Here is a 24,276-nt window from a genome sequence, read left to right as displayed (position 1 = left end):
GTCAATGACCGTGCAGCAGCTCGGACTTACGGGTTCTTGACCCACCGGTACTGCAACTCCGGGCGCCCCACCGTCCCGTACTGCGGACTGCGTGCCGCCCGGCCCGCGTCGACCAGATGTTCCAGGTAGCGGCGGGCCGTTATCCGGGAGATGCCGACCACCTCGGCCAGGCCGGTCGCCGTGAGGCCCTCCGCGCAGTCCCGCAGGGCCACCGTCACCCGCTCCAGGGTCGGCGCGCTGAGCCCTTTGGGCAGGGCGGCCGGGCCCGGTGCCCTCAGCGTGGCCAGTGCGCGGTCCACCTCGTCCTGACCGCTGGCCTCACCGGCCGACGCGTGGAACTCCGCGTACCGGATCAGCCGGTCGCGCAGGGTGGCGAAGGTGAACGGCTTCAGCACGTACTGCACGACACCCAGCGAGACACCCTCGCGGACGACCGTCAGGTCCCGGGCGGAGGTCACCGCTATCACATCCGCCTGATGTCCGGCCGCGCGCAGCTGGCGGGCCAGCTGGAGGCCGTGCCCGTCCGGCAGATGCAGGTCGAGCAGGAGCAGGTCGACGGCCGTGCGGTCCAGGAGGCGGCGGGCCTCCGCACCCGTGTGGGCCTTGCCCACGGCCGTGAAGCCGGTGACACGGTTGACGTACAGCACGTGCGCGTCGGCGGCGACCGGATCGTCCTCGACGACCAGGACACGGATGGGCTGCTGGGTGGTCATACGTCGCCTCCGGGGAGGGTGGCACCTTCGGGGGCCGGGGAGCCGTTGGGCGGCGGGGGGTCTTCCGGGGCTGTGGCGCGCTGGGGCGGGGCTGAGGCTTCCGGGTCGGTGGAGGCTTTGGGGATCGGGGGGTGTTCGGGGGCGGTGAAGCTTTCCGGGCCCGTGGAGCTGTCCGGGGCTGTGCACCCTTGCCCGGCCGTGGCGTGTTCGGGTGCTGTGGAGCTGTCCCGGACCGTGGCGCTTGTGGGAGTCGAGGAGCTGTCCGGGGCTGTGGCGTGTTCGGGAACCGTAGAGCCTTCCGGGACCGTCGAGGCTTCCCGGACCGTGGCGCTTTCGGGATCCACAGAGCAGTGCGCGTCCGTGGAGCCCTCCCCGCCCGTGGCGGGCTCGGGCGCCGTGGAGCCTTCCCCGGCCGTGGGCTGTTCGTGGGTCGTAGAGCTGTCCGCGCCCCTGGAGCTGTCCCGGACTGTGGCGCTTGTGGGGATCGAGGAGCTGTCCGGGGTTGTGGCGTGTTCGGGGGCCGCAGAGACATCCGGGCCTGCAGCCCTTTCCCGGACTGTGGCGCTCTCGGGCACCGCAGCGCCTTCCGGTCCGGCCGCGCCCTCGATATCCGTCGTGCCCTCAGAACCCGTGACGCACTCGAGCCCCTCGGGCTCGCCCCCCAAAGGGAGCCGTACCTCGAACTCCGCGCCGCCTCCCTCCGCCTCCGCCACGGTCAGGGTGCCCTTGCAGCGGTTGACCGTCTGCCGGACGAGCGCCAGGCCGAGCCCGCGCCCGCCGGGGCCCGCCGGCTTCGTCGAGAACCCGCGCCGGAAGACCGCCTCGGCGTGCGCCGGGTCGACACCCGCGCCGGTGTCCGAGACCCGCAGCACCAGCCCGCGCCCGCCCGCGCCCTCTGTGCCTGCCGTGTATGCCGTCACCGTCACCCGCGCCCGCACGCTGCCCTGCGCCGCGTCCACCGCGTTGTCGATGAGGTTGCCGAGGATCGTGACCAGGTCCCGGGCCGGAAGGCTCTCCGGCAGCAACCCGTCGTCCAGGCGGCTGTCCTCCGACACGACCAACTCCACGCCGCGTTCGTTCGCCTGCGCGGTCTTGCCCAGCAGCAGGGCGGCCAGGACGGGCTCGCCGACCGCCGCCACGACCTGGTCGGTCAGCGCCTGCGCCAGCTCCAGTTCGGCGGTCGCGAAGTCCACCGCCTGCTCCGAGCGGCCCAGTTCGATCAGGGAGACGACCGTGTGCAGCCGGTTCGCCGCCTCGTGGGCCTGGGAGCGCAAGGCCTGGGTGAAGCCCCGCTCGGAGTCCAACTCGCCCATCAGGGACTGGAGTTCGGTGACGTCGCGCAAGGTGACAACCGTGCCGCGCTGCTCTCCGCCCGAGACCGGGGAGGTGTTGACGACCAGCACCCGCGAGGACGTCAGATGCACCTCGTCGACCCGCGGCTCCGAGGAGAGCAGCGCACCCGTCAGCGGCGCCGGCAGCCCGAGGTCCGCCACCGACCGCCCGATCACCCCGTCCTGAGAGGACACGCCCAGCAACTCCCGTCCGCCGTCGTTGATCAGCGCGACACGGTACTGCCCGTCCAGCATCAGCAGCCCCTCGCGTACCGCGTGCAGGGCGGCCTGGTGGTAGTCGTGCATCCTGCTGAGCTCGGCCGCGTTCATGCCGTGGGTGTGGCGGCGCAGGCGGGCGTTGACGACGTAGGTGCCAATGGCGCCGAGCGCGAGCGCGCCGCCCGCGACGGCGAGCAGGGCGGTGAGCTGGCCCTGCACCCGTTCGCTGATCTTCTCGACCTGGATGCCGGCACTGACCAGGCCGATGACCTTCCCGTGATCGTCCTTGACCGGGGTGACCGCCCGGACCGAGGCGCCCAGGGTGCCGGTGTAGGTCTCCGTGAAGGTCTTGCCCTCGAGCGCGCGCTCGGTGTTGCCGAGGAAGTGCTTGCCGATCTCCTTCTTGTCGGGGTGGGTCCAGCGGATGCCCTGCGGACTCATGATCGTGACGAAGTCGACCTCGGTGTCGGCCATGACCCGCAGCGCGTAGGGCTGAAGTTCGGCCGTCGGTTTCGGCGTACCGATCGCCTCCCGCACGGACGGCGAGTCCGCGACCGCCCGCGCCACCGCCTTGGCCTGAACGCGCGCGGCGTCCTCGGCCTGGCCCCGGTCGCTGACGTACGTGAACAGCGCGTACCCCGCCACGACCACGGCGATCAGCACGGCCTGCATGGCGAAGAGCTGGGCCGCGAGGCTCCGGGGTCTCGGTACGGGGATGCGCATGTCGTCAGTGTGCCTCCCTGGCTGATTGTGAACTAAATGAACGGAAGGGTGACCGCCCTCACAGGGCGGGAGATAGTCACGGCATTCCTTCAAAAGCCCGGACGTGAGCCGCACGCCGGTCATGCCGACGACGACGTCAAGGAGGGCAGCCGTGGCCGCCAGCACCCCCGATACGGCACCCGCAGTCAAAAAGGACCGCACCCACTACCTCTACATCGCGGTGATCGTCGCGGTCGCCCTCGGTATCACGGTCGGCCTGGTCGCGCCCGACTTCGCCGTGGAGCTCAAGCCCATCGGCACCGGCTTCGTGAACCTGATCAAGATGATGATCTCGCCGATCATCTTCTGCACGATCGTGCTCGGTATCGGATCGGTACGGAAGGCCGCCAAGGTCGGCGCCGTCGGCGGTATCGCGCTCCTCTACTTCACGATCATGTCGCTGGTCGCGCTGGGCATCGGCCTGGTCGTCGGCAACATCCTGGACCCGGGTACCGGCCTCGCCGTGACCGACGCGGTCAAGGACGTCGGCCATGCGCAGGTCGACGCGGAGGCCAAGGACACCACCGAGTTCCTGCTCGGCATCATCCCGACGACCTTCGTCTCCGCCTTCACCGAGGGCGAGGTGCTCCAGACCCTGCTGGTCGCCCTGCTCGTCGGTTTCGCACTTCAGGCCATGGGCCCGGTCGGACAGCCGGTCCTGCGGGGTGTCGAGCACATCCAGCGGCTCGTCTTCCGGGTCCTCGGCATGGTGATGTGGGCCGCCCCGGTCGGCGCCTTCGGCGCGATGGCCGCCGTCGTCGGCTCCGCGGGCGTGGACGCCCTCAAGGACCTCGCGCTCCTGATGGTCGGCTTCTACATCACCTGTTTCCTGTTCGTCTTCATCGTGCTCGGCGCGCTGCTGCGGATCATCGCCGGCCTGAACATCCTCACGCTCTTCAAGTACCTGGGCCGTGAGTTCCTGCTGATCCTGTCGACCTCCTCCTCCGAGTCCGCGCTGCCGCGGGTCATCGCGAAGATGGAGCACCTGGGCGTCAGCAAGCCGGTGGTCGGCATCACCATCCCGACCGGCTACTCGTTCAACCTCGACGGCACCATGATCTACATGACCATGTCCTCGCTGTTCATCGCCGACGCCATGGGCACGCCGATGTCGATCGGCGAGCAGATCCCGCTGCTGCTCTTCCTGTTCGTCGCCTCGAAGGGTGCCGCCGGTGTCACCGGCGCCGGTCTCGCGACCCTGGCCGGCGGTCTCCAGTCGCACAAGCCCGCGCTGGTGGACGGCATCGGCCTGATCGTCGGCATCGACCGCTTCATGAGCGAGGCGCGCGCCCTGACCAACTTCGCGGGCAACGCCGTCGCCACCGTCCTGATCGGCACCTGGACCAAGGAGATCGACCGCGAGCGCGTCGACCAGGTGCTCGCCGGTCACCTGCCCTTCGACGAGAAGACGCTCCTCGACCACGACGACGACGTCCAGGCGGACATCCCCGAGCAGGGCGGCGAGAAGGAGCTGGCCAAGGCCTGAGCGGCCGCGGAGCGCCGGCCGTACGGTCACACAGAACCGAGCCGGGCCCGACCTGAACCCGGGCCCGGCTCCCGCTCCGGGCGGCCGAGTACTCCCCCGTGGCTCGGCCGCCCGGACCCCCCACAGAAGAATCAGTCGCTCAGTTTCGCCACCAGCGCGGTGGCCAGAGAGGCGGGTACGCCCGCCGCGGTCAGAACGGTGACCGCGGTTGCGCGGCCCGCCTTTTGCGCGTCCAAAAGCCCGTCGTTCACCGCCTCCATCACCGCGAACACCATCTGCTCGTGGACGTACGCCAGCGCGGGCGCGGGCAGCGGTGAGACGAAGACGCCCGTGTCGAGGCCGCGCCGGAGCAGGTCGGTGCAGGCGTCGCGCACGGGGGCGAGGCGCTCCCGGATGCCCTGCACGGTGACGCTGCGCTGGGCGAGCGCGACCAGGATGCGATAGCGGTCGGCGACCTCCCAGACCGCGAGCACGGAGCCCGCCACGGCCCGCGCCAGGTCCTCGGCGCCCTCGCGTCCCGCCGCGTGCGCGGCCGCCACCGCCTCCACGGCCTCGTCGACGAGCGTGCCGATCAGCGCCTCACGGCTCGGGAAGTGGCCGTACACGGTCCGTCGTACGACACCCGCGGCGCGGGCGATCCGGTCCATGGACGCGTCGGGGTCGCGCAGCAGCTCGGTGAGTGCGACATCGAGGATGTGGCGGCGGTTGGCTTCGGCGCGACGTGAGGGGCCCGTGGTCATGGGCGTCATTGTGCCCCTCCCGCCTGCACAGCATTGAGCACATGCACATCACTGTGCTCACCGGACTCTTACCCGGCCCCACTAGCGTGCCGTCCCCGGACGGCACGCTTTTCCATCGGAGGCACACGGGGGATGAAGATCGACTGGGACCGCCGCACCTGTGCGCGCCGCGGCCATGTGACGTACGCGCCGGACGAACCCCTTCTCCGGGACCGGCTGTACGCCGAGACCGCCCTGGGCGGGGTGTGGCGCTGCCTGCGCTGCGGCGACTTCGCCCTCGGCGAGCCGCACGGCTCGGGGCCGGCGGACCACGCGCCCCTCGTGCCGCGCGGCAAGGTGCTCAGGGACCTGTTCGTCCTTCGTTTCCTCGCGATCGAGCGGGCGGTGCGCGGGGTGTTCATCGTGCTGGCCGCGGTGGCGGTGTGGAAGTTCAGCAACAGCCAGGACGCGGTGCGACGGCTCTTCGACGAGTATCTGGACGTCTTCCGGCCGGTGTTCAGGCACTTCCACTACGACCTCGACCACTCGCCGGTCGTCGACACCGTCCAGAAGACGTTCGGGTACGAGCACCACACCCTTGTCCTCGTGGCCGTGCTGCTGCTTGCGTACGCCGTCATCGAGCTCGTCGAGGCGGTCGGCCTCTGGTACGCCAAGCGCTGGGCGGAGTACCTGACGGTGGTCGCGACCGCCGCCTTCCTGCCGCTGGAGATCTACGAGCTCACCGAGCGCATCAGCTGGTTGAAGATCGCCACACTGTTCCTCAACGTCCTCGCCGTCCTCTACATCCTGCTGGCCAAGCGTCTGTTCGGCCTCCGCGGCGGCCACCGCGCCTTCGAGGCGGAACGGCAGAGCGCGTCGCTGCTGGAGGTGGAGGAGGCCGGCGGACTGAGCGAGCTCAGCGCATCGGGTCAGGGGCCCCGGCGCCCCTAGGCCCACGGGCCGGCGACCATCCCGTCGGTGACCTCCTTCACCGCCCACGCCTGCCTTGGCCGTGCCGTGCCGGGTCGGTTGTCGGGCGGCTGCGGGTGCGTTGTGGCTGGTCGCGCAGTTCCCCGCGCCCCTGGGGAGTTGCAGTCACCCGCGACAGGACGGGCCGTCAGCCCTCACTGCGCGCCGCGACGGGCCGTCAGCCCCCATTGCGCGCCGCGACGGGCCGTTCGTCGCGGGCCGCGCCCAGGCTGGTCGCGCTCGGCCGCAGGCCGTCCAAAGTGCGGTACCGGAGCTGGACGGCGCACACCGCTCTTGCCTTGACGTCGGCGTCAAGGATTACGGTCGTGGACATGCGAATCGGCGAGCTGGCCGCACGGGCCGGGACCACGACGCGGACGTTGCGCTACTACGAGGCGCGGGGGCTGCTGCCCGCGCGGCGCGGCCACAACGGATACCGGACCTACGACGAGGGCGACCTGAAGCTGCTCCGGCAGATCCGGACGCTCCAGGACTTCGGGTTCGACCTGGAGGAGACGCGGCCGTTCGTGGAGTGTCTGCGGGCCGGCCACCCCGAGGGTGATGCGTGCCCCGCCTCGCTCGCGGTCTACCGCCGCAAGCTCGGTGAACTGGACGCGCTGATCGGTGAGTTGCAGACCGTGCGGGCCCAGGTCGGGCAGCAGCTGGAGCGGGCCGAGCGGGCGCGTGACGGGCTGGCCGCCGACGCGGAGGCTCCGGGTGGTCCGGAGCCGCAGTGCGAACTGGGAGGGATCCACGGGTGATCAGGGCAGCGGGTGTGGCAGAAGTGACGGACACGGACTTCGAGACGGAGGTGCTCGGTTCGGAGCTGCCGGTGCTGGTGGAGTTCACCGCCGACTGGTGTCCGCCGTGCCGGCAGATGGGGCCGGTGCTCACGGCTCTCGCCGCGGAGGAGGGAGAGCGGCTCAAGGTGGTCCAGCTGGACGTCGACACCAATCCGCTGACCACGAACGCCTACAAGGTGCTGTCGATGCCCACCTTCATGGTGTTCCGGGGTGGGGAGCCGGTGCGGTCGATGGTGGGGGCGAGGCCCAAGCGGCGGCTGCTGGAGGAGTTGACGGACGTCCTGTGAGCTGACGCAATACAGAGAAATCCCCCGAGCGATTGCGCTCGGGGGATTTCTTTGCGTATATTCAATGATTCGCGACTTAATGAGAATTGAGTCGCAAAGAAGCTCAGTGAGCACAGTATATCCGGGCGGGAGTGGAATTGTCAAACACCGGTTTTCCGGACGATGAATTGCGGCAGGAGCAGGAATTCATCGACGGGCTGTACGCACATGTGGACGCCCTGCGGGGCGACACCGAGGTCTCCGTCACGGACGCGCTCGCCCAGGGCGACACCCCCATGCAGGCGCGCCTCGAGCGGGACATCCTGGTCGCCGAGCGCTCGGGACTGCTGGCGGCGCTGAACGCGGTCGACGGTTCGCTCTGTTTCGGCCGGATCGACCTGACCTCGGGCACCACCCATCACATCGGCCGGATCGGACTGCGCACCGAGGACGCCGAACGCACCCCGATCCTCATCGACTGGCGGGCCGGTGTCGCCCGCCCCTTCTACCTGGCCACCGGTCACACCCCGATGGGCCTGCGCCGCCGCCGGCACATCGGCACCGAGGGCCGCCGGGTGACCGACCTGCACGACGAGATCCTGGACCTGGGCGACCAGGAACGGACCGGCCACGAGGACCCGACCGGCGACGCCGTGCTGCTCGCCGCGCTCAACTCCGCGCGCACCGGCCGCATGAGCGACATCGTGCAGACCATCCAGGCCGAGCAGGACGAGATCATCCGCGCCCCCCACCGCGGGGTGCTGGTGGTCGAGGGCGGCCCGGGCACCGGCAAGACGGCGGTCGCCCTGCACCGGGCCGCGTATCTCCTCTACGAGCACCGGGAGCTGCTGGCCAAGCGTGCGGTGCTGATCGTCGGCCCCAACCCCGCCTTCCTCGGCTACATCGGCGAGGTGCTGCCCTCGCTGGGCGAGACCGGCGTGCTGCTCGCGACGGTCGGGGAGCTCTTCCCCGGTGTGAGGGCGACGGCGACCGACAGCCGCGCGGCGGCCGCGGTGAAGGGGCGCGCCGCCATGGCGGACGTCCTCGCCGACGTCGTACGCGACTGGCAGGCGCTGCCCGACCCGGTGATCGCGATCGAGCACGACCGCGAGATCCTCATGCTCGACGACGGCCTGGTGAAGGTCGCCCGCGAGAAGACCCGCGCCGCCCGGCTGCCGCACAACGTCGCCCGTGAGCACTTCGAGGGCCACATCCTCAACACGCTCACCGACATGGTCGCCGAACGCATCGGCACGGACCCGTTCGACGGCACGAACCTGCTGGACCCGAGCGACATCACGCAGATCCGCGACGAACTCGCCGAGAACCCCGAGGTCTGGGCCGCCATCGAGCAGTTGTGGCCGCGCCTGACCCCGCAGCGGCTGGTCGCGGACTTCCTCGCCGATCCGGTCGGCTACCTCCCCGACGAGGACGCGGCCGCCATCCGCCGCCCGGTGACCCGGGGGTGGACGGTGGCGGACGTACCCCTGCTCGACGAGGCGGCCGAACTCCTCGGTGTGGACGAGCGGGTGGCGCGCGCCCGCGCCGAGCGCGAGCGGGAGACCCAGGTCGCGTACGCACAGGGCGTGCTGGACGTGTCGTACGCCTCGCGCACCTACGAGTTCGACGACAAGGACGAGGAGGACTCCGAGGTCCTGTCGGCGCACGACATCATCGACGCCGAGCGGTTCGCCGAGCGGCAGGTGGAGGACGATCACCGCAGCGCCGCCGAGCGCGCGGCGGCCGACCGCACCTGGGCGTTCGGGCACATCATCGTCGACGAGGCGCAGGAGCTGTCGCCGATGGCCTGGCGGCTGCTCATGCGGCGCAGCCCGACCCGTTCGATGACCCTGGTCGGCGACCCGGCGCAGACCGCGGAGGCGGCGGGCGTGGGTTCGTGGCAGAAGATCCTGGAGCCGTACGTCGAGGACCGCTGGGAGCACGCCCGGCTGGGCGTCAACTACCGCACCCCGGCCGAGATCATGGAGCTCGCGGCGGCCGTGGTGCGCGCCTCGGACCCCGGCTTCGAGCCGCCGAGCTCGGTGCGGTCGACAGGGGTACGGCCATGGGTGCGCGCCACCGACGACCTGCCCGGCGCGGTCGCGGAGGCGGTGAAGGAGCTGACCCCCGCCGAGGGGCGGCTCGCGGTCATCGCCCCGCGCCATCTGCACCGCAGGCTGGCGGCCCGGCTCGACGGAGTGACGGCGGGCGCGGAGCCGGACCTGACGCGGACCGTCGTACTCCTCGATGCCCGGCAGTCGAAGGGGCTCGAGTTCGACTCCGTGCTCGTGGTCGAGCCGGCGCTCTACGGCACGAGTGACCTGTATGTGGCGCTGACCCGGGCGACCCAGCGGCTGGGGGTGCTGCACACGGGCCGGCTGCCGAAGGCGCTGGTCACCCCCTGAATACCGGTCGTCACCCCGGCTCCTGCGAGGAGAAGAACCCCTACGCCGGCCGCAGCCACACCGTCCCCAGCGGGGGCAGGGTGAGCTGGATGCTGGCCGGGCGGCCGTGCCATGCCTGGGGGTCCGGTTTCACGATCTCCGGGTTGGTCACGTCGCTGCCGCCGTACCTGGCGGCGTCCGTGTTCAGGCACTCCAGCCAAGCCGGGACGTCGTCCGGGGCGCCCAGGCGGTAGTTGGGGCGGACCACGGGGGAGAGGTGGGAGACCGCGAGGAGCGGGGACCCCTCCGCGTCGTAGCGGAGGAAGGCGAAGACGTTGTCCTCGGACGCGTCGCCCACGATCCACTGGAAGCCGGAGGGGTTCGTGTCGCGCTGCCAGAGGGCCGGGGTGTGGCGGTAGACGACGTTCAGGTCGCGGACCAGGTCGCGGACGCCCCGGTGGTCGGCCTCCGCGCCGTACGCCGGGTCCAGCAGCCACCAGTCGGGACCGTGTGCCTCCGACCACTCCGCGCCCTGGGCGAATTCCTGGCCCATGAAGAGGAGTTGCTTGCCGGGGTGGGCCCACATGAAGGCCAGGTAGGCGCGGAGATTGGCGCGCTGCTGCCACCAGTCGCCCGGCATCTTCGAGACCAGTGAGCGTTTGCCGTGGACGACCTCGTCGTGGGAGATGGGCAGGACGTAGTTCTCGCTGTACGCGTACACCATCGAGAACGTCATCTCGTGGTGGTGGTACTTGCGGTGCACGGGTTCGTGGGACATGTAGTCCAGCGAGTCGTGCATCCAGCCCATGTTCCACTTCAGGCCGAAGCCGAGGCCGCCGAAGCCGCCCGGGCCCATGTGGTGCGTGGCGCGGGTGACCCCGTCCCAGGCCGTGGACTCCTCCGCGATCGTCACCACGCCCGGGACCCGCCGGTAGACCGTCGCGTTCATCTCCTGGAGGAAGGCCACCGCGTCCAGGTTCTCCCGGCCGCCGTGCACGTTCGGGACCCACTGGCCCGGCTCGCGCGAGTAGTCGAGGTAGAGCATCGAGGCGACCGCGTCGACCCGCAGGCCGTCGATGTGGAACTCCTCGCACCAGTAGACGGCGTTCGCCACCAGGAAGTTGCGGACCTCACGGCGGCCGTAGTCGAACTCCAGCGTCCCCCAGTCGGGGTGGGCCGCGCGCAGCGGGTCCTCGTGTTCGTACAGGGTGCGCCCGTCGAACTCGGCGAGCGCCCAGTCGTCGCGCGGGAAGTGCGCCGGCACCCAGTCCATCAGGACGCCGATGCCGGCCTGGTGGAGGGTGTCGACGAGGTACTTGAAGTCGTCGGGGGTGCCCAGGCGGGCCGTGGGCGCGTAGAAGCCGGTGACCTGGTAGCCCCAGGAGCCGCCGAAGGGGTGCTCGGCGACCGGCATCAGCTCGACGTGGGTGAAGCCCATCTCCTTGACGTAGGCGGGCAGCTGGTCCGCCAGTTGACGGTACGTCAGACCGGGGCGCCAGGACGGGAGATGGATCTCGTAGACCGAGAAGGGGGCCTCGTGGGCGGGGGCGCCGGCCGCCCGGCTCGCCAGCCACTCCTCGTCCTGCCACTCGTGGTGCGAGGCATGGATGATCGAGGACGTGTTGGGCGGGACCTCCGTGCGGCGGGCCAGCGGGTCCGCGCGCAGGGTCTTGGAGCCGTCGGGACGGGTGATCTCGAACTTGTACAGCTCGCCCTCGCCGACACCGGGCACGAACAGCTCCCACACCCCGGTGCCGCCGAGCGAGCGCATCGCGTACGCCGAGCCGTCCCAGAAGTTGAAGGTGCCCGTCACCCGCACACCGCGCGCGTTCGGCGCCCACACCGTGAAGCGTGTTCCCGTCACGCCCTGGTGGGTCATGGGCTGCGCGCCCAGCGCCGTCCACAGCTGCTCGTGCCGGCCCTCGCCGATCAGATGCAGGTCGAGGTCGCCCAGCGCGGGCAGGAGGCCGTACGCGTCCTCCGTGTCCTGGACCGTGTCCTCGTACGCCACGAGCAGCCGGTAGGAGGGCACCTCGCTCAGGGGCAGCAGGCCGGAGAAGAAGCCGTCGCCGTCGTCGTGCAGTTCGGCCCGCACGTCCCCGGCCACGACCGTGACGGCCAGGGCGTACGGACGGAACGCCCGGAAGGCCACCCCGCCGGGAACACGGTGCGCGCCGAGCACACCGTGCGGGTCGTGGTGGGTGCCGGAGAGCAGCCGGTCGCGGTCGCCGCCGTCCATGGCGGGGGAGACAGGTACCTCCGGAGGCGGAACGGCGGTGGGGCCGGGAGCGGGTACGGGGGCCGCCTCGGCAGCGACCGGCTCCACGACGGCGTTCTCGACGGCCGGCTTCGGCGCCGCGGTCCTCTTGGCGGTCACCTTCTTCGCCACGCCCTTCTTCGCCGTGGCCTTCTTGACGGCCGCTTTCTTGGCGGCGGCCTTCTTCACGACAGGCTTGTCGACGGCCGCCTCCTTGACCAGCGCCTTCTTGGCAACGGCCCGCTGGGCAACGGCCTTCTCGGCGCCGACCTTCTTGGCAACGGCACCGGCCTTCTTCGCGGGCGCCTTCTCGGCCACCGGATCCGGCGTCTTCGCGGCGGTCTTCTTGGTCACCGCCTTCTCCGCGGCCTTCTTCACGCTCTTCGCCGCTTTCGCGGCCGACTTCTTCGGATCCGAACCGCTGGGGGTGGGGCGGGGGGTCACTGGCGGAGCCTCCTCGGCGAAGGTCAGGTCGGGTCAGATCAGGTCGGACGACGCGTACCGCGCCACCGCGGCCATCGGCACCTGCAGCCAGTCCGGGCGGTGCCGGGCCTCGTAGACGACCTCGTAGATCGCCTTGTCGGTCTCGTACGCGCGCAGCAGCACCGGATCGGTCCGCGGGTCCACGCCGCTGACCTCGGCGTATCCGGAACAGTACGCGGCCCGGCACGCCTCGGCCCAGCCCGGTACCGGCAGGTCGGTCGAGTGTGCCGCGTAGTCGAAGGAGCGCAGCATCCCGGCGATGTCCCGGGCCGTGGGCTGCGGCAGCCGGCGTTCGGAGAGCGGCTTGGACGGCTCGCCCTCGAAGTCGATCAGCGACCAGTGCCCGGTCGCCGAGCGCAGACACTGGCCGAGGTGGAGGTCGCCGTGGATGCGCTGGGCGGTCCAGGTGCTGCCCTCGGCGGCGAGATCACCCAGCGCGGTGAACGCGGAGCGCAGGCCCGGCGCGTACGGCCGGAGCGCGGGGACCGCCTGTACGGCCGCCTCCAGCCGCTCGATCATGCCGTCGACGAGCAGCTGCAGCTGCTGGTGCCCCAGCGTCACGGTCGGCAGCGCCCGGGCGAGCGCGGTGTGCACCTCGGCGGTGGCCCGCCCGAGGGCGTGCGCCTCGGCGCCGAAGTCCTCGCCCTTGGCAAGCTCCCGCAGGGCCAGCTCCCAGCCGTCCGAGGCGCCCTGCACGAAGGGCTGCAGCACCGCGAGGGTGTACGGCTCTCCGGCCAGCTCCGCCTGCAGCCACCCCGTCGGGGCGGGCACCCGGGGGCAGCCCTCCCGGGCCAGGGCCAGCGGCAGCTCCAGGTCGGGGTTGACGCCGGGCACGACCCGGCGCAGGAGTTTCAGGATGAACGTATCTCCGTAGACGATCGACGAATTCGACTGCTCGCCGGTCATCACCCGGGCCACCAGACCCTCCCGGATCTCCTGGTGCGGGTCCCGCTCGAAGGACAGCCCGCCGATCCGGGTCCCGGTGCGGATCGCTTCCAGGAGCAGTTCGGCGGGCAGCGGGTCGTAGAGGGCGTCGTACGCGGTACGGCCGGTGAGCGGGCCCTCCTCGACATGGCCGATCAGCGCGGGCGCCAGCCGGGGCGGCAGCGCCTCGCGCAGGCCTATGAGGAGCTGGTAGCAGTCCCCGGGGTGCGGCGGGGCGCCCACGACGAGCGGCTGGTGGGCGCGGACCAGCAGGTGGTACAGGCCGAGCTTGGCCGTGGGCGGCAGCAGCTCGGTGGCCTCCACCAGCGAGAACCCGGTGACCGGGCGCCCCTTGCCCGCGAACCAGCGCTGCCGCGGCAACCACTCGCGCAGAAGTGGATCAAGCGAGGCGAGGAGGCCTGGACTTGTCGTGGCGGTGCGGGTGACGGCTTCCGACATGGCGTGGCGTCCTTTCCCCGGGCTGGCTGATCGGGGTGTTACTGATGCGTGCCCCGGGCGGGGCGGTGGAAACGCCTCGCCCGGGTCCTCGTCGGCTATGCGGCTTCCTTGCGGAGCCGGAACCAGTAGAAGCCGTGCCCGGCGAGGGTCAGCAAGTACGGCAGATCACCGATGGCCGGGAACCGTACCCCGCCGAACAGCTCGACCGGGTGCCGTCCGTTGAAGGCGCTCAGGTCCAGCTCCGTCGGCTGCGCGAACCGGGAGAAGTTGTGCACGCACAGGACCAGGTCGTCCTCGTACTCCCTCAGGAACGCGATCACCGCCGGGTTCGACGACGGGAGCTCGGTGTAGGAGCCGAGGCCGAAGGCGGCGTTCTGCTTGCGGATCTCGATCATCCGACGGGTCCAGTGCAGCAACGACGAGGGCGACGCCATCGACGCCTCGACGTTGGTGACCTGGTAGCCGTAGACGGGGTCCATGATGGTCGGCAGATAGAGCCGCCCGGGGTCGCAGGAGGAAAACCCTGCGTTACGGTCCGGTGTCCACTGCATGGGGGTGCGGACGGCGTCGCGGTCGCCGAGCCAGATGTTGTCGCCCATGCCGATCTCGTCGCCGTAGTAGAGGATCGGCGAGCCGGGCAGGGACAGCAGCAGGGCGGTGAAGAGCTCGATCTGGTTGCGGTCGTTGTCGAGCAGGGGGGCGAGCCGCCGCCGGATGCCGATGTTGGCGCGCATCCGCGGGTCCTTCGCGTATTCGGCCCACATGTAGTCGCGTTCCTCGTCGGTGACCATTTCGAGGGTGAGCTCGTCGTGGTTGCGCAGGAAGATGCCCCACTGGCAGTTCGACGGGATGGCCGGGGTCTTGGCGAGGATTTCGGAAACGGGGTAGCGGGATTCGCGGCGGACCGCCATGAAGATGCGGGGCATGACCGGGAAGTGGAACGCCATGTGGCATTCGTCGCCGCCGCTCTCGAAGTCGCCGAAGTAGTCGACGACGTCCTCCGGCCACTGGTTCGCCTCCGCCAGCACCACCGTGTCCGGGTAGGAGGCGTCGATCTCCTTGCGGACCCGCTTGAGGAACTCGTGGGTCGCCGGAAGGTTCTCGCAGTTGGTGCCCTCCTCCTGGTACAGGTAGGGCACCGCGTCGAGACGGAAGCCGTCGATGCCCAGGTCCAGCCAGAACTTCAGCGCGGAGATCATCTCCTCCTGGACCGCCGGGTTCTCGTAGTTGAGATCCGGCTGGTGGGAGAAGAAGCGGTGCCAGAAGTACTGCTTGCGGACCGGGTCGAAGGTCCAGTTGGAGGCCTCGGTGTCGACGAAGATGATCCGGGCGTCCTGGTACTGCTTGTCGTCGTCGGCCCACACGTAGTAGTCGCCGTAGGGGCCGTCGGGGTTGGCCCGGGACTCCTGGAACCACGGGTGCTGGTCGCTGGTGTGGTTCATGACGAAGTCGATGATCACCCGCATGCCGCGGTGGTGGGCGGCGTCGACGAACTCCACGAAGTCGGCGAGGTCACCGAACTCCGGCAGGACGGCGGTGTAGTCGGAGACGTCGTAGCCGCCGTCCCTGAGCGGTGATTTGAAGAAGGGCGGCAGCCACAGGCAGTCGACGCCCAGCCACTGCAAGTAGTCGAGTTTGGCGGTCAGGCCCTTCAGGTCGCCGACGCCGTCGCCGTTGCTGTCCTGGAAGGAGCGGACGAGGACCTCGTAGAAGACGGCCCGCTTGAACCAGTCCGGGTCCCGGTCCTTGGCAGGGGTGTCCTCGAAGGTGTCGTGGACGGGCTCGTTGACGATCATGTTGTGGGTGACCCTCCGATCTGCGGGGTGGACGGTCGCAGGACGGTGAGGATGTGCGCGGGGCGAGTGCCCGGTTCGAGACGCACGTAGTTCGCCCTGCCCCAGTGGTAGGTCTCGCCGGTGAGCTCGTCGCGCACCGGCACCGACTCGTGCCATTCCAGGCCGAGTTGCGGCATGTCCAACGAGACCGTGGCCTCCTGGGTGTGGTGCGGATCGAGGTTCACGACCACCAGAACCGTGTTCGAGCCGCGCCGCTTCGAGTACGCGATCACCGAGTCCTTGTCCACGTGATGGAAGTGGAGATCGCGCAACTGCCGTAGGGCCGGATTGTCCCGCCTGATGGTGTTGAGCTGGGTGATCAGGGGGGCGAGGGAGTCGGGAGTGTCCCAGTCGCGGGGCTTGAGCTGGTACTTCTCCGAGTTCAGGTACTCCTCGCTGCCCTCCCGCACCGGGGCGTTCTCGGCGAGTTCGTAGCCGGAGTAGATGCCCCAGGTCGGCGAGAGGGTCGCGGCCAGCACCGCGCGCAGCGCGAACGCCGACCGGCCGCCGTGCTGGAGAAAGGCGTGCAGGATGTCGGGGGTGTTGGCGAAGAAGTTCGGCCGCATGTAGGAGGCCGCCTCACCGGAGAGCTCCGTCAGGTACTCGGTGAGCTCCTGTTTGGTGGTGCGCCAGGTGAAGTACGTGTAGGACTGCTGGAAACCGATCTGGGCCAGGGTGTGCATCATCGCCGGCCGGGTGAACGCCTCCGCCAAAAAGATCACGTCCGGGTCGGTGGCGTTGATGTCCGCGATCACCCGCTCCCAGAACACCACCGGCTTGGTGTGCGGATTGTCCACCCGGAAGATCCGCACCCCGTGGCCCATCCAGTGCCGCAGCACCCGCAGCGTCTCCGCGATCAGCCCCTCCAGGTCGGCGTCGAAGGCGATCGGGTAGATGTCCTGGTACTTCTTCGGCGGGTTCTCCGCATACGCGATGGTGCCGTCCGGGCGGTGGTGGAACCACTCCGGGTGCTTGTGCACCCAGGGATGATCCGGCGAGCACTGCAGCGCGAAGTCCAGCGCGATCTCCAGACCCAGCCCGTTCGCCTCCCGCACGAACCAGTCGAAGTCCTCCAGCGTGCCCAGGTCCGGGTGCACCGCGTCATGGCCGCCCTCCGGCGAGCCGATCGCCCACGGCACACCCACATCGTCCGGACCGGCGGACAGCGTGTTGTTGCGGCCCTTGCGGAACGTGGTCCCGATCGGGTGGATCGGCGGCAGGTAGACCACGTCGAAACCCATCGCCGCGATCGCCGGCAGCCGGCGGGCCGCCGTGCGGAACGTGCCGTGCGGCCGCTCCACGGTGCCCTCCGAGCGCGGGAAGAACTCGTACCACGACCCGAACAGCGCCCGCTCCCGCTCCACCAGCAGCGGCAGCGTCTCCGACGCCGTGATCAACTCCCGCAGGGGGTACCTCGCCAGTACCGCGTCCACCTCGGGCGTCAGCGCGGCCGCGAGACGGGCGGCGGCGGGCCGGGTCTCGTCGCGGAGGGCGCGGATGGCGGCGAGGATCACGCCGTTGCGCCCGTCGTCGGGCACGCCGGCGGCGGCCCGCTCATAGAGCCGGGCGCCCTCCTCCAGGACCAGTTCGGTGTCCATGCCCGCCGGGATCTTGATCTGGGCGTGGTGCCGCCAGGTGGTGACGGGGTCGCCCCAGGCCTCGACGGTGAAGGTCCACAGACCCGGGCTGTCGGCGGAGACGGTGGCGCCCCAGCGATCGGTGCCCGGGGTCAGTTCGTGCAAGGGGGTCCAGGGTCCGGCGCGGCCCTCCGGATCCTTCAGTACGACATTCGCGGCGACCGCGTCATGGCCCTCACGGAACACGGTGGCCGAGATCTCGAACGTCTCGCCGGTGACCGCCTTGGCGGGCCGGCGACCGCACTGGACCACCGGGCGGACGTCGAGGACGGGTATGCGCCCGATGGCCGTAGCCGGTCCCGCTGGTGTGGAGGGTCGCTCCTGGCGCGGTGGTCCGGGGTCGACGGGACGCGTGGTGGACGCGTCGGTGCTGGACGTCGGGGGTGCTGACGAATGGTGCGTGGCGGGCATGACCGCTCCTGTCCGCGTCAACTTTGGGTGGGCGGATGGATGTGGGGAGGGGGTCCTGCGTGGCGTACCGGTGAACCTACCTGAGCCGTGTACCGCAGGAGCCTTCCCACCCTATTCGGGTGGGCAATCCAGCACTTTGTTAACTACTCACGCGTATGTCTTTACACAAAACAGGCCCCGTTCTCGCCGAACGGGGCCGCCTTGCGGACGCCTACCCCTGAGAACCGGGCACCTGGAGAATTTTGTCCGGTGAACCCGCCCCCCGACCGGACACCTTCCCGGAGGCCGCCAGTTTCACCAGCACTTTGCCGACCTGCGCCGGAGTGGCCTTCGGGTGGCCGGCGAGATACAGCGCGGCCACGCCCGCCGCGTGCGGGGTCGCCATCGACGTACCCGAGTAGGTCGCCCTGGCGGTGTCGCTCGTGCTGCCCGCGGAGGTGATCGAGACTCCTGGTGCGAACAGGTCGAGGGCGGATCCGTAGTTCGAGAAGCCCGCCCGGGCGTCCTTGGTGTCGGTCGCGCCGACCGTGATCGCCTGCGGTACGTCGGCGGGCGAGTAGAGCCCGGCCGGCAGGCCGTCGTTGCCGGCCGCGACCGTGTAGGTCACCCCGGACGCGATGGAGGTGCGGACGGCGGCGTCCAGCTGGGCACTGTGGGTGCCGCCCAGGCTGAGGTTGGCGACCGCCGGCTTCCGCGCGTGCTTCGTCACCCAGTCGATACCGGCGATGACCTGCGCGGTCGTGCCCGCGCCGGTGTTGTCGAGGACGCGTACGGCCACCACCTTCGCCCCCTTTGCGACGCCGTACCTGGTGCCCGCGACGGTGGCCGCCACGTGGGTGCCGTGGCCGTTGCCGTCACCCGCCGATCTGTCGCCCCCGACGAAGTCCCAGCCGTAGGCCGCCCGGCCCCCGAAGTCCTGGTGGGAGATCCGGATGCCGGTGTCGATCACGTACACCGTCGTCCCGGCGCCCGCGGACCTGGGCCCGGTGTAGGACCTGTCCAGCGGCAGCTTCGGCTGGTCGACGCGGTCCAGGCCCCAGGACGGCGGGTTCTTCTGGGTGCGCTCCAGGGTCACCCGGGTGTCCTGGACGACCGAGGCGACCCGTGAGTCCGCCGCGAGCCGCCTGGCCTGTCTCTCGTCGGCCCGGATCGCGTAACCGTTGAGTACCGTGCCGTAGGTATGGCTGATTCTCGCCCCGTACTTCTCGGCGAGGCCCTTTCCGGTCGCCGACGGAGCCTTCGTTCCCCCCTTGAGTGTCACCAGGTAACTCCCGCTGACGGAACCGGGCTCTCCGGCGCCGAGTATCCGCCCCTCCGGTGCGGCGTGCGCGGGCAGGGTGATGGCCGAAAGTGCGGCAGCACAGCTCACCGCGGTCAGGCCCCCCACCCAGCGCAGACGCCGATCTCGCGTCCGTGCCATGACTTGAGTTCCCCTCCTCAGCTCGGCGTACGCAGCCGCGGTCCGCCGGGTGCACCCGGCGTCGGCAGGAACGCCATGGGGAAGCCTCTCGTGCGGTGTGAAGTACCACAAGGACGCCTGCGGGGGTGGAATCGGCCATATCGGCTATGGGGGACGTGCGGAGGTTGCGGCGATTTCCGGACCGGTCCCGGGGCGCAGCCCCCACCACGGGTGACATCAACGCCGATACCGTTGTCGGAGACGACGACGCACACCGCCGTGCGTCCTCCAGCGAATGCGCTGAGGTGGCAAGTGAAGGCTATCCGTCGATTCACCGTCCGACCCGTACTCCCCGATGCCCTGCGGCCCCTGAGCGATCTGGCGCGCAATCTGCGCTGGTCCTGGCACGCGGAGACCCGCGATCTCTTCCAGTCCGTCGATCCGGAGCACTGGGCCGCGTCGGGCGGTGATCCCGTACGGCTGCTCGGCAGCGTGCGGCCCGCCCGGCTCGCCGAACTCGCCGAGGACCGCCGCTTCCTGCGCCGGCTCACCGCGGTCGCCGACGATCTCCACGACTATGTCACCGGGGACCGCTGGTACCAGACCCACACCGGTGAACTCCCTGCAGCCGTCGCCTACTTCTCGCCCGAGTTCGGCATCACGGCCGCCCTGCCGCAGTACTCCGGCGGTCTCGGAATCCTGGCGGGCGACCATCTGAAGGCGGCCAGTGACCTGGGCGTACCGCTGATCGGCGTCGGTCTGCTGTACCGCCACGGCTACTTCCGCCAGTCCCTGTCCCGGGACGGCTGGCAGCAGGAGCACTACCCGGTCCTGGACCCCCACGAACTGCCGGTGGCGCTGCTGAGGGAGGCCGACGGCACCCCGGCCCAGGTGTCGCTGGCCCTTCCGGGCGGCAAGCAGCTGCACGCCCGGATCTGGCTCGCCCAGGTCGGCCGGGTGCCCCTGCTGATGCTGGACTCCGACGTCGAGGACAACGACCTCGGCGAACGCCAGGTGACCGACCGGCTCTACGGCGGCGGCAGCGAACACCGTCTGCTCCAGGAGATGCTCCTCGGCATAGGGGGCGTCCGCGCCGTACGGACGTACTGCCGGCTGACCGGCCACGCCGGCCCCGAGGTCTTCCACACCAACGAGGGGCACGCCGGCTTCCTCGGCCTGGAGCGGATCGCCGAACTCTGCGACCAGGGGCTGGACTTCGACGCCGGCCTGGAGGCGGTCCGGGCGGGGACCGTCTTCACCACGCACACCCCCGTCCCGGCCGGCATCGACCGCTTCGACCGGGAGCTGGTCGCCCGGCACTTCGGCCCCGACGCCGAGCTCCCGCGCATGGACGTGGGCCGGATCCTCGCCCTCGGCATGGAGACCTACCCCGGCGGCGAACCCAACCTCTTCAACATGGCCGTGATGGGCCTGCGCCTCGCCCAACGCGCCAACGGCGTCTCGCTGTTGCACGGGCAGGTCAGCCGGGAGATGTTCTCCGGACTCTGGCCGGGATTCGACCCCGAGGAGGTGCCGATCACCTCCGTGACCAACGGGGTGCACGCCCCGACCTGGGTCGCGCCCGAGGTGTTCCGGCTCGGCGCCCGGCAGATCGGCGCCCAGCGCACCGAGGACGCGCTGACCGTCGGCGGCTCGGACCGCTGGGACGCCGTGGGCGACATCCCCGACCAGGACGTCTGGGAACTGCGCCGCTCCCTGCGGGAGCAGCTGGTGGTGGAGGTACGGGAGAGGCTGCGGGCGTCCTGGCGGCAACGCGGCGCCGGTACGGCGGAGTTGGGCTGGATCGACGGCGTCCTTGACCCCGACGTCCTCACGATCGGATTCGCGCGCCGCGTCCCGTCGTACAAGCGACTGACCCTGATGCTGCGGGACCGCGACCGGCTGATGGACCTGTTGCTGCACCCCGAGCGCCCGATCCAGATCGTGGTGGCGGGCAAGGCGCATCCGGCGGACGACGGCGGGAAGCGCCTGGTCCAGGAGCTGGTGCGGTTCGCGGACGACCCACGGGTCCGCCACCGGATCGTCTTCCTGCCCGACTACGGCATGGCGATGGCGCAGAAGCTGTACCCGGGCTGCGACATCTGGCTCAACAACCCGCTGCGGCCGCTGGAGGCGTGCGGGACGAGCGGGATGAAGGCGGCGCTGAACGGCTGCCTCAACCTCTCCGTCCTGGACGGCTGGTGGGACGAGTGGTTCCAGCCCGACTTCGGCTGGTCGATCCCGACGGCGGACGGGGTGGGGACCGACGCCGACCGCCGTGACGACATAGAGGCCGACGCTCTCTACGAACTCCTCGAACAGCGGGTGACCCCCCGCTTCTACGAGCACGGACAGGGAGGCCTCCCCGACCGCTGGATCGAGATGGTCCGCCAGACGCTCACCCTGCTGGGCCCGAAGGTCCTGGCCGGCCGCATGGTCCGCGAGTACGTCGAACGCCTCTACGCCCCCGCCGCCCAGGCCCACCGCACGATGGCCCCGGACGTGGCGCGCGAGCTCGCGGAGTGGAAGTCCCGGGTGCGGGCGGAGTGGCACGGGGTGACGGTCGACCACGTGGAGACCACGGCCGCGACCACCACGGCCGAACTCGGCACCACGCTCGGCCTCCGGGTCCACGTGGGCCTGGGCGCCCTGGGCCCGGACGACGTGGAGATCCAGGCGGTCTCCGGACGCGTCGACGAGGAGGACCGCATCGCGGACGCGGCGACGGTGCCGCTGAAGTCGGTGGGCGGCCCGGACGCGGAGGGCCGGTGGGTCTACGAGGGCCCGCTGTCCCTGGACCGCACGGGACCCTTCGGCTACACGGTCCGCATTCTGCCCTCGCACCGGCTGCTGGCGTCGGGTGCGGAGCTGGGGCTGGTGGCGGTGCCTTCGGAGGATGTGGTGGAGGGGGCGGGGGTGCTCCTGCGGTGAACCGCGGGGGGCGCGGGCCGGGTTTCCCCGCTCAGCCCGCGTCCTCCCCGCCGCACAGCTTCCGCAGGACCGTCCCGCACTTGCGCGCGTACGCGTGCTGCAGGCCCCGGGTCGCCGGGCCGCCCGCCCGGGCGTACCACTTCGCGGCGCGGCTGAACGCCGACACCGTCAGCCATACCGTCCCGTCGCCCGTGCGGTCGACGACGAAGGACTCCTCGCCGGATTCGGGGTGGCCGGTCAGGGTGCCGTAGGCCCAGCCCGCGCGGCGGTGCTCCTCGACCGTCCAGACGACTCGGCAGGGGGCTCTGATGACGCCCGCGAGGGTGACCGTGACGTCCACGTCGGGGGCCGCGCGGTCCGCGGTGGCGTCGATGCCCACGCCCAGGGCGCGGTGCATCTCCCAGGTCAGGACCGCCTCGGAGGCCTTCTGGAAGACGTCGTGACCCTCGCCTATGCGGGTGCGTACGTGCAGGGGGTGGAAGCCGGGCGGGCAGAAACCGCTCCGCCGGGTCGCGCCGACGTCGTCGTACGTGAAGGACATGGGACCCAAGAGTAGGGCGGTACCCGGACCTGCCTTCGTTCCGGGTACCGCCCGTCAAGCCAGACTCTCGCGGACTAGCTGACGTTGACCGCGGACCAGGCCGCGGCCACCGCCTTGTACTCGGTGCTGGTGGAGCCGTACAGGGCGGACGCCGCGGACAGCGTGCCCGTGCGCGCCGACTTGTAGTTGGTCGTCGACGTGAAGTACGTCGTCAGCGCCTTGTACCAGATCTGCAGGGCCTTGGCGCGGCCGATGCCGGTGACCGTGGAGCCGTTGGACGTCGGCGAGTTGTAGGAGACGCCGTTGATGGTCTTGGCGCCGCTGCCCTCCGAGAGGAGGTAGAAGAAGTGGTTCGCCACGCCCGACGAGTAGTGGACGTCCAGGTTGCCGACCGACGAGGACCAGGAGTCCGCCGAGCCGCCGTCCTTGCTGGGCTTGTCCATGTAGCGCAGCGGGGTGCCGTCGCCGTTGATGTCGATCTCCTCGCCGATGAGGTAGTCACCGACGTCGTTGGAGTTGGCGGCGTAGAACTCCACGCCCGTGCCGAAGATGTCCGAGGTGGCCTCGTTGAGGCCGCCGGACTCGCCGGAGTAGTTCAGGCCGGCGGTGTTCGAGGTGACGCCGTGGCTCATCTCGTGGCCGGCCACGTCCAGCGAGGTGAGCGGGCTGACGTTGCCCTCACCGTCGCCGTACGTCATGCAGAAGCAGCTGTCGTCCCAGAACGCGTTCACGTACTGGTTGCCGTAGTGCACACGGGAGTAGGCCGCGACACCGTTGTTCTTGATGCCGCTGCGGCCGAAGGTGGACTTGTAGAAGTCCCAGGTCTCCGCCGCGCCGTAGGCCGCGTCGACGGCCGCCGTCTGGTCGGTGGTGGAGCTGGAGGCGGCCCCGGTGCCCCATGTGTTGTCGGCGTCCGTGAACAGGGTGCCCGCCGACGAGCTGGTGCCGTGGGACTTGTTGTACGTCTTGTGGGTGCCGCGCGTGCCGTCGGTCAGCTGGTACGTCGAGCCCGACAGGGTGGTCTCCAGGCTGACCGTGCCCGAGTACAGGCTCTTGCCGGTGCCGGTCGCGTTCTCGATGCCCTGGTACTCGAAGAGCTTCTTGCCGGTGGCGGCGTCGGTGATGACGTGCAGCTGGTTCGGGGTGCCGTCGTCCTGGAAGCCGCCGACGATCGTCTCGTAGGCGAGGACGGGGGTGCCCGAGCCGGCCCAGATCACCTTGCGCGCGCCGTCCGCCGCGGTCTTGTCCGAGCCCGCCGCCTTGGCGATGGTCACCGCCTGCTTCTCGGCCTTGGCGACGGTGAGCTTCGGGGTCAGGGAGGCGACTCTGATGGTGGCCTTCGTCGCCTTGGAGACGCCTTCGGTCGCACCGGACTTCGACTCGTGCACGACCAGGTCGCCGCCGAGGACGGGCAGGCCGTCGTAAGTGCGCTCGTAGCGGGTGTGGACCGTGCCGTCGGCGTCTCTCACGACGTCCTTGACAACCAGCTTCTCCTTGGAGCCGAGGCCTATCTTCTGAGCCGTGGTCCCGGCGTCGGCCTGCTGCTCCTTGATGAGCGAGGTGCGCGCGGCCGCGGACAGCTGGACCGGGGTGCCCGCGGGGGCGGCCTTGCCCGCGCTTTCCGCCGGGGTCACGGCGGCGGCGCTGCCGGTGGTCAGACCGGTGGTGAGCAGGGCTCCGGCAGCGACAGCGGTGGCGATGGCCAGAGTGGTGCGCTTGTGACGCGCGTAGAGGGGGGTCACACAAG

At 70.5% G+C, this 24,276-nt stretch carries 17 protein-coding genes; 6 read left to right on the top strand and 11 right to left on the bottom strand.

Annotated features, from left to right (window positions below):
- Positions 1 to 26: 26 nt before the first annotated feature.
- Together ACIBJB_RS45520 and ACIBJB_RS45515 are read right to left on the bottom strand one after the other, a co-directional pair.
- A complete protein-coding gene (locus ACIBJB_RS45520) occupies positions 27 to 713 on the bottom strand; it encodes a response regulator (protein WP_398940054.1) in 687 nt (228 codons plus the stop codon).
- A complete protein-coding gene (locus tag ACIBJB_RS45515; protein ID WP_398940053.1) occupies positions 710 to 2,986 on the bottom strand; it encodes an ATP-binding protein in 2,277 nt (758 codons plus the stop codon). The genes ACIBJB_RS45520 and ACIBJB_RS45515 overlap by 4 nt, the downstream gene beginning before the upstream one ends.
- A 121-nt stretch (positions 2,987 to 3,107) precedes the next feature.
- On the opposite strand from ACIBJB_RS45515, the gene ACIBJB_RS45510 reads away from it, so the two are divergent.
- Positions 3,108 to 4,511: a cation:dicarboxylate symporter family transporter gene (locus ACIBJB_RS45510; RefSeq protein WP_398940076.1), complete on the top strand. Its 1,404-nt coding sequence runs from the start codon at positions 3,108 to 3,110 to the stop codon at positions 4,509 to 4,511.
- Between the two features lie 131 nt (positions 4,512 to 4,642).
- On the opposite strand, the gene ACIBJB_RS45505 is transcribed toward ACIBJB_RS45510, so the two are convergent.
- Entirely contained in the window at positions 4,643 to 5,260 is a 618-nt protein-coding gene (locus tag ACIBJB_RS45505; protein ID WP_398940052.1) for a TetR/AcrR family transcriptional regulator, read from the bottom strand.
- 123 nt (positions 5,261 to 5,383) lie between these two features.
- Here ACIBJB_RS45505 and ACIBJB_RS45500 point away from each other — a divergent pair, with 123 nt between their 5' ends.
- Positions 5,384 to 6,181 carry a DUF2127 domain-containing protein gene (locus tag ACIBJB_RS45500; protein WP_398940051.1) on the top strand — a complete coding sequence of 266 codons (798 nt, stop codon included), beginning with the start codon at positions 5,384 to 5,386 and terminating at the stop codon, positions 6,179 to 6,181.
- A 196-nt stretch (positions 6,182 to 6,377) separates the two neighbouring features.
- Here ACIBJB_RS45500 and ACIBJB_RS45495 read toward each other — a convergent pair whose 3' ends face one another.
- Positions 6,378 to 6,533 (bottom strand): hypothetical protein, encoded by a 156-nt coding sequence (locus tag ACIBJB_RS45495; protein ID WP_398940050.1) that lies wholly within the window; start codon positions 6,531 to 6,533, stop codon positions 6,378 to 6,380.
- Between ACIBJB_RS45495 and ACIBJB_RS45490 the strand changes: the two genes are divergently transcribed.
- The 3 genes from ACIBJB_RS45490 (at position 6,532) to ACIBJB_RS45480 (ending at position 9,673) form a co-directional block, all read left to right on the top strand.
- Complete coding sequence (locus ACIBJB_RS45490) at positions 6,532 to 6,960, top strand: MerR family transcriptional regulator (protein ID WP_398940075.1); 429 nt, start codon at positions 6,532 to 6,534, stop codon at positions 6,958 to 6,960. The genes ACIBJB_RS45495 and ACIBJB_RS45490 overlap by 2 nt on opposite strands.
- A 14-nt stretch (positions 6,961 to 6,974) precedes the next feature.
- Complete coding sequence (locus ACIBJB_RS45485; RefSeq protein WP_398940049.1) at positions 6,975 to 7,289, top strand: thioredoxin family protein; 315 nt, start codon at positions 6,975 to 6,977, stop codon at positions 7,287 to 7,289.
- Positions 7,290 to 7,456: 167 nt separating this feature from the next.
- Positions 7,457 to 9,673, top strand: coding sequence for a HelD family protein (locus ACIBJB_RS45480; protein WP_398940074.1), 2,217 nt, complete (start codon positions 7,457 to 7,459; stop codon positions 9,671 to 9,673).
- 40 nt (positions 9,674 to 9,713) lie between these two features.
- Here the strand turns inward: ACIBJB_RS45480 and glgB are convergent, their stop codons facing one another.
- The 5 genes from glgB to ACIBJB_RS45455 all read right to left on the bottom strand — a co-directional run bounded on the left by glgB (position 9,714) and on the right by ACIBJB_RS45455 (position 19,078).
- Positions 9,714 to 12,353, bottom strand: a complete 2,640-nt coding sequence (gene glgB / locus ACIBJB_RS45475) for a 1,4-alpha-glucan branching enzyme (RefSeq protein WP_398940047.1) — start codon at positions 12,351 to 12,353, stop codon at positions 9,714 to 9,716.
- 33 nt (positions 12,354 to 12,386) lie between these two features.
- Complete coding sequence (locus tag ACIBJB_RS45470; protein WP_398940046.1) at positions 12,387 to 13,775, bottom strand: maltokinase; 1,389 nt, start codon at positions 13,773 to 13,775, stop codon at positions 12,387 to 12,389.
- A 95-nt stretch (positions 13,776 to 13,870) separates the two neighbouring features.
- Positions 13,871 to 15,571, bottom strand: coding sequence for a maltose alpha-D-glucosyltransferase (gene treS / locus ACIBJB_RS45465; protein WP_398940045.1), 1,701 nt, complete (start codon positions 15,569 to 15,571; stop codon positions 13,871 to 13,873).
- Positions 15,568 to 17,658 (bottom strand): alpha-1,4-glucan--maltose-1-phosphate maltosyltransferase, encoded by a 2,091-nt coding sequence (locus ACIBJB_RS45460; protein ID WP_398940044.1) that lies wholly within the window; start codon positions 17,656 to 17,658, stop codon positions 15,568 to 15,570. The genes treS and ACIBJB_RS45460 overlap by 4 nt, the downstream gene beginning before the upstream one ends.
- Positions 17,659 to 17,869: 211 nt before the next feature.
- The gene (locus ACIBJB_RS45455; RefSeq protein ID WP_398940043.1) at positions 17,870 to 19,078 is read right to left on the bottom strand and encodes a S8 family peptidase; all 1,209 of its coding nucleotides are present in this window, start codon (positions 19,076 to 19,078) and stop codon (positions 17,870 to 17,872) included.
- Positions 19,079 to 19,369: 291 nt separating this feature from the next.
- Between ACIBJB_RS45455 and ACIBJB_RS45450 the strand changes: the two genes are divergently transcribed.
- Positions 19,370 to 21,988, top strand: coding sequence for a glycosyltransferase family 1 protein (locus ACIBJB_RS45450; protein WP_398940042.1), 2,619 nt, complete (start codon positions 19,370 to 19,372; stop codon positions 21,986 to 21,988).
- 31 nt (positions 21,989 to 22,019) lie between these two features.
- On the opposite strand, the gene ACIBJB_RS45445 is transcribed toward ACIBJB_RS45450, so the two are convergent.
- Together ACIBJB_RS45445 and ACIBJB_RS45440 are read right to left on the bottom strand one after the other, a co-directional pair.
- Positions 22,020 to 22,529, bottom strand: a complete 510-nt coding sequence (locus ACIBJB_RS45445; RefSeq protein WP_398940041.1) for a DUF1990 domain-containing protein — start codon at positions 22,527 to 22,529, stop codon at positions 22,020 to 22,022.
- A gap of 74 nt (positions 22,530 to 22,603) precedes the next feature.
- Positions 22,604 to 24,271 (bottom strand): M4 family metallopeptidase, encoded by a 1,668-nt coding sequence (locus ACIBJB_RS45440; RefSeq protein WP_398940040.1) that lies wholly within the window; start codon positions 24,269 to 24,271, stop codon positions 22,604 to 22,606.
- Positions 24,272 to 24,276 lie beyond the last annotated feature (5 nt).

The organism is Streptomyces sp. NPDC050759 (genome assembly GCF_044456945.1).
In the GTDB taxonomy this organism is placed as follows: domain Bacteria; phylum Actinomycetota; class Actinomycetes; order Streptomycetales; family Streptomycetaceae; genus Streptomyces.
This window is presented reverse-complemented; position numbering and strand designations above follow the sequence as displayed.

What these genes read in the sequence shown, in the direction of transcription:
- ACIBJB_RS45520 (WP_398940054.1), bottom strand. Translation starts at nt 713, where the DNA reads ATGACCACCCAGCAGCCCATCCGTGTCCTGGTCGTCGAGGACGATCCG.
- ACIBJB_RS45515 (WP_398940053.1), bottom strand. Translation starts at nt 2,986, where the DNA reads ATGCGCATCCCCGTACCGAGACCCCGGAGCCTCGCGGCCCAGCTCTTC.
- ACIBJB_RS45510 (WP_398940076.1), top strand. Translation starts at nt 3,108, where the DNA reads ATGCCGACGACGACGTCAAGGAGGGCAGCCGTGGCCGCCAGCACCCCC.
- ACIBJB_RS45505 (WP_398940052.1), bottom strand. Translation starts at nt 5,260, where the DNA reads ATGACGCCCATGACCACGGGCCCCTCACGTCGCGCCGAAGCCAACCGC.
- ACIBJB_RS45500 (WP_398940051.1), top strand. Translation starts at nt 5,384, where the DNA reads ATGAAGATCGACTGGGACCGCCGCACCTGTGCGCGCCGCGGCCATGTG.
- ACIBJB_RS45490 (WP_398940075.1), top strand. Translation starts at nt 6,532, where the DNA reads ATGCGAATCGGCGAGCTGGCCGCACGGGCCGGGACCACGACGCGGACG.
- ACIBJB_RS45495 (WP_398940050.1), bottom strand. Translation starts at nt 6,533, where the DNA reads ATGTCCACGACCGTAATCCTTGACGCCGACGTCAAGGCAAGAGCGGTG.
- ACIBJB_RS45470 (WP_398940046.1), bottom strand. Translation starts at nt 13,775, where the DNA reads ATGTCGGAAGCCGTCACCCGCACCGCCACGACAAGTCCAGGCCTCCTC.
- treS (WP_398940045.1), bottom strand. Translation starts at nt 15,571, where the DNA reads ATGATCGTCAACGAGCCCGTCCACGACACCTTCGAGGACACCCCTGCC.
- ACIBJB_RS45460 (WP_398940044.1), bottom strand. Translation starts at nt 17,658, where the DNA reads ATGCCCGCCACGCACCATTCGTCAGCACCCCCGACGTCCAGCACCGAC.
- ACIBJB_RS45455 (WP_398940043.1), bottom strand. Translation starts at nt 19,078, where the DNA reads ATGGCACGGACGCGAGATCGGCGTCTGCGCTGGGTGGGGGGCCTGACC.
- ACIBJB_RS45445 (WP_398940041.1), bottom strand. Translation starts at nt 22,529, where the DNA reads ATGTCCTTCACGTACGACGACGTCGGCGCGACCCGGCGGAGCGGTTTC.